The organism is Actinophytocola sp., assembly GCF_035712165.1.
In the GTDB taxonomy this organism is placed as follows: Bacteria; Actinomycetota; Actinomycetes; order Mycobacteriales; family Pseudonocardiaceae; genus DASYTH01.
This window is the reverse complement of sequence record NZ_DASTBH010000519.1, coordinates 1-4,524: the sequence shown is the minus strand read 5'-3', so window position 1 is coordinate 4,524 and position 4,524 is coordinate 1. Positions and strand designations below refer to the sequence as shown.

The following is a 4,524-nucleotide window of genomic DNA, read 5'->3' as shown; positions in this document are numbered from 1 at the left end:
GCGGGCGGGTGACCGGCGCCGATCTGGTCCGGGCGGCGGCCGAGGACCTGCTGGCCGGCGCCGCGCCGGCGGTCATCGCCGCCAGGTTCCACAACGGGGTCGCCGAGCTGATCGCGCAGGTCTGCTCCGCGCTGCGCGAGTCCACCGCGGTCAACACGGTGGCGCTGTCCGGGGGTGTCTTCCAGAACCTGCTGCTGCTCACCCGCACCGTGGACCTGTTGGCGGACAACGGTTTCCGGGTGCTCACCCATCACCGGGTGCCGACCAACGACGGCGGGGTGAGCCTAGGTCAGGCTGTCATCGCCGGGGTCGTGCTTGAGCAGGTCCGTCAGGGTGCTGTCCCAGCTCGGTAGGGCGTGTCGCGACTTGTACCGCTGCAACGCGTCCAGGGTGTCCCGGTGCACCCGCAGCCAGCCGCTGTTCGGGAAGTGCGCGTCCACCGTCTCGCGCCAGATCTGGACCGGCAGCCCGTAGGAGGTCTCCTTGCTCCACGGCACCTGGTGCACCTGCAGCTGGCCGTCCCTCGTGGTGAACACGGTGCCGCTGAACAGCAGCAGCAACGGGACCACGCCGTCACTGAGGCCCTGGAAGTACTTGGTGGAGGCGATCTCCAGGTCGTAGGTGCACGGCAGGGACAGGTCGATCGTGGTGCTCCCGGTGAACCCGGGCACCATCGTGGACAGCGTGGCGAGCTGCAGCGGCTTGAGCGTGTCGGCCCACCGTTCGGTGTCGCCGAACAGGTCGTGCAGCCGCGCCGCCTCCTCGGCCGAGTACCGCCGCCGCACCGGTTCGATCCGGAGTTGGCAGCGCAGGGCGATCGCGTCCACCCGCTCGCCTGCGGTCTCGGCGATCCGCAGCCGCAGGGTCATGCTCGGGGTCACGGCGTACCGGTCGGCCTGCGCGCCGACACAGTCGAACACCAGCTCGGCCACCTATGCCTCCGCTGCCAGTGGCCGTGCCTGGGCCTGGATCCCGGCGAAGAACTCGTCGATGTGCTCGCGCGCCTCCGAGCCGCCGTCGAACCCCTTCCAGTATTTGCGCACCAGGCCGACCAGTTGATAGCAGGCGTCGATGGGCACCAGGTAGCAGCTCACCTCACCGTCGCCCGCCCGGATCAGGACCGCCTCCACCTCGGGCTCGGCCATGTCCAGCAGCGGGTGGGCGGCGGCCAGCCCGGCCCAGGTGTCCAGATCCAGCAGGCACTCGGTGGCGCCGGCCGGACTCGGGTAGAACGCAACGGTGCCGGACGCCTCGTCGCCGCGCAGAAAGAACACCGCGCCCACCGGGATGCCCAGGTTCTCCCATTCCGCGGCGGACAGCGGCCGGTCGGGGTCGTGCAGGTAGCGCTCGGGAACCGCGCGGAACCGGCCGCCGGCCGCGGACGGCCGGGTGAACAGCAGGTAGCAGGGCCGGCAGGCGCACATGATCGAGCGGTGTTCGAGGTCGGCGACGTGGCCGTGCCGCTCACCGGCCTCCTTCCCGCACATCTCGCACAGCTCGGGCACCGGCTCGGCGGGTTTGACCGGCGCCGCGCCCACGAAGCGCCGCAGCCCGTTGCTCATCGGCCCACCGCCACCCGCACACCCTGGCTGTCCGACAGCAGCGGCAGCGGGTGCAGGTGCCGCGCGGGGTCGTCCAGCCCGCGACCGGCGAGCCGCACGTCGAACCGGGCCGCGCACGACCCGCACACCAGCACCGCGTCGTCCACAGTGGACGATTCGAGGCTGGACGCGCACGCGCCGCAGGAGTCCCGGTAGGCGTAGAGGGTGCCGCGCACCGCGCACACCACCACCGGCGTGCCGTCCACGACCACGCTCACCGGGTGGCCGGCCGGCGGGCCGATCTCGGGCAGGGCGGTCCATCCGGTCCGGTCACCACCCCGCCAGTCCGGCGGCGGACCCATGCCTACCTGCAGCAGCGGTTCCTCGGTCACGCCGGCGACCTCGACGCCTTCCAGCTCCGGAGCGGCGTCGGAGATCGCACCCTCGATCGCGGTCCGCACGGTGAGCGTGGACGACGGGCAACCGTTGCAGTTGCCCTGCAGCCGAAGCTGGGCCACGCCGTTGTCGTCGACGCCCAGATACTCCACGCCGCCGGCATGCGAGCCGAGGTAGGGCCGGACCCGGTCGAGCGCCTGCTGGATGCGGGTGTCCACGTCGAGCGGATGCAGATCGTGCAGCAGCAACAGGCTCTCCACCAGCTCGTCCTCGGCGAGCAGGTGCACGAGCGCCGGGTCGCGCTCGGCGAGCAGCGCGACCACCCGGGTGAGCCCCTCGCCATACATGTCCACGAGCAGCCGGACCAGCTCCTCGGCGGACTCCTTGTCCCGGCCAGAGGTCAGCCCGGCGAGGAGCTGTTCGATCCGGTCCCCGACGTCCCGGGCATTCGCCGCCATGTCAGTACTCGGCGTTGAACGCGTGTGGCGTGTGCAGCTTGGTCAGCACCTTCCCGGTCCCGATGGACATGTGCACGCCGCACGGCAGGCACGGGTCGAAGCTGCGCACCGCGCGCATGATGTCGATGCCCTTGAACTTCTCCGGCGGGTTCTCCTCGAAGATCGGCGTGTTCTGCACGGCGTCCTCGTATGGCCCGGGCGTGCCGTACGTGTCGCGCACGCTGCCGTTCCACGGCGTCGGCGGGTACGGGTGGTAGTTGGCGATCTTGCCGCCCTTGATCACCATGTGGTGCGAGAGCACGCCGCGCACCGCCTCGGTGAAGCCGCAGCTGATCGCCTCGTCCGGGACGTTGAACGGCTCCCAGGTCTTGGTGTGGCCGGCGCGGATCTCGGCGAGCGCCTTCTCCACGAAGGTGAGCGCGAGCGCGGCGGAGTAGGCCTGGAAGTAGGTGCGGGCCCGGTTGCGCTCGATCGCGTTGCTCCACTGGGGGATCTTCCACTCGAACGTCACCGCGGGCTTGGTGGCGCTGCGCGGCAGGCTGATCTGCACGCTGTGCCCGGTGGACTTGATGTAGTCGGTGTTGACCAGCCCGGCCAGCGCCGTCGTCCACAGCCGGGCGATCGGACCGCCGCCGGTGTCCAGGGGAAGATGGTCGGTGCCGTCGAACCAGCGCGGGGACATCGTCCACGAGTACTTGTCGTCGAAGTCCCGCTTGGCCGGCCGCGGGATGGTGTGCTGGTTCCACGGGTGCCGCCGGTCCACCGGGTTTCCGAGCGGGTCCTTGGTCACGAACATCTCCTGGTCCTCCCAGTCCTCGTAGAACGAGTGACCGAGCAGGATCCGGATGCCCAGGCCGATCTCCACCAGGTCGGTGGTGACCAGCTTGCCGTCCACGACCACGCCGGGGGTGACGAACATCTTCCGGCCCCAGTTGGTCATGTTCTCGTAGGTGAAGTCGCAGTAGGCCGGATCGTTGAGGCTGCCCCAGCAGCCGAGCAGGATCCGGCGCTGGCCGACCTTCTCGTAACCGGGCAGGGCCTCGTAGAAGAAGTCGAACAGGTCGTCGTGCATCGGCACGACCCGCTTCATGAACTCCACGTACCGCATCAGCCGGGTCAGGTAGTCGGTGAACAGTTGCACCGTCGCCACGGTGCCGACCCCGCCAGGGTACAAAGTGGACGGATGGACGTGCCGGCCCTCCATCAGGCAGAACATCTCGCGGGTGTACCGGGAGACCTGCAGGGCCTCGCGGTAGAACTCGCCCTCCAGCGGGTTGAGCGAGCGCATGATGTCGCCGATGGTCCGGTAGCCGTGCTCGGCCGCGTGCGGCGCCTCGGTGTTGTTGGCCTGCTCGAGCACGCCGGGGTTGGTCTCGCCGACCATCTTCGCGCAGTAGTCCACACCGACCAGGTTCTCCTGGAAGATGTTGTGGTCGAACATGTACTCGGCCGCCTCGCCGAGGTTGATGATCCACTCACCGATGTGCGGCGGGCGCACCCCGTAGGCCATGTTCTGGGTGTAGACCGAGCACGTCGCGTGGTTGTCCCCGCAGATGCCGCAGATCCGGCTGGTGATGAAGTGCGCGTCGCGCGGGTCTTTGCCCTTCATGAAGATGCTGTAGCCCCGGAAGATCGACGAGGTGCTGTGGCACTCGACGACCTCCTTCTTCGAAAAATCGATCTTCGTGTAGATGCCGAGGCTGCCGACGATCCTGGTGACCGGATCCCAGGCCATCTCGACCAGGTTCGAGTCCTTGGTGGAAGTCATCGGTTCTCGCTCTCCTTCACCAGTCGGCCTGGTAACCGCTCAGTAGCTGGTTGCCTTTTGCGCGCCATTTCGGTTCTTCGTCAACTTTTTTTGCGGTGAAGCCGCGCAAGGCCCGGATAACCGTTCCGTACATTCCCGTCGCCGCCGAGGAGATCTTGCTGCCGGGTGGCTCGTCCATGAACGGCATGAACTTGTCCGGGAATCCGGGCATGGTGCACGCGATGCAGATCCCGCCCACGTTCGGGCAACCGCCTACGCCGTTGATCCAGCCCCGTTTCGGCACATTGCATTTGACCACCGGGCCCCAGCAGCCCAGCTTCACCAGGCACTTCGGCGAGCCGTACTCCTTGGCGAACTCGCC

The 4,524-nt window shown here is 68.5% G+C and carries 4 protein-coding genes and 2 pseudogenes; 1 reads left to right on the top strand and 5 read right to left on the bottom strand.

Annotated elements, in window-relative coordinates; translation table 11 throughout:
- Nucleotides 1-353 (top strand): annotated as a pseudogene (locus tag VFO68_RS29445) (carbamoyltransferase HypF); the annotation flags it as partial.
- Here the strand turns inward: VFO68_RS29445 and VFO68_RS29440 are convergent.
- The 5 genes and pseudogenes from VFO68_RS29440 to VFO68_RS29420 form a co-directional block, all read right to left on the bottom strand.
- Nucleotides 285-932: a DUF6084 family protein gene (locus VFO68_RS29440; protein ID WP_325161670.1), complete on the bottom strand. Its 648-nt coding sequence runs from the start codon at nucleotides 930-932 to the stop codon at nucleotides 285-287. The pseudogene VFO68_RS29445 and the gene VFO68_RS29440 sit on opposite strands and share 69 nt — an antisense overlap.
- Nucleotides 933-1,562, bottom strand: a complete 630-nt coding sequence (locus tag VFO68_RS29435) for a DUF5947 family protein (RefSeq protein ID WP_325161669.1) — start codon at nucleotides 1,560-1,562, stop codon at nucleotides 933-935. It abuts the gene before it with no gap.
- Nucleotides 1,559-2,395, bottom strand: a complete 837-nt coding sequence (locus VFO68_RS29430; RefSeq protein ID WP_325161668.1) for a NifU family protein — start codon at nucleotides 2,393-2,395, stop codon at nucleotides 1,559-1,561. Before VFO68_RS29430 ends, VFO68_RS29435 begins: the two co-directional genes overlap by 4 nt.
- A gap of 1 nt (nucleotide 2,396) precedes the next feature.
- Nucleotides 2,397-4,163: a nickel-dependent hydrogenase large subunit gene (locus VFO68_RS29425; RefSeq protein WP_325161667.1), complete on the bottom strand. Its 1,767-nt coding sequence runs from the start codon at nucleotides 4,161-4,163 to the stop codon at nucleotides 2,397-2,399.
- A gap of 16 nt (nucleotides 4,164-4,179) precedes the next feature.
- A pseudogene (locus VFO68_RS29420) lies at nucleotides 4,180-4,524 on the bottom strand (hydrogenase expression protein HypE); the annotation flags it as partial.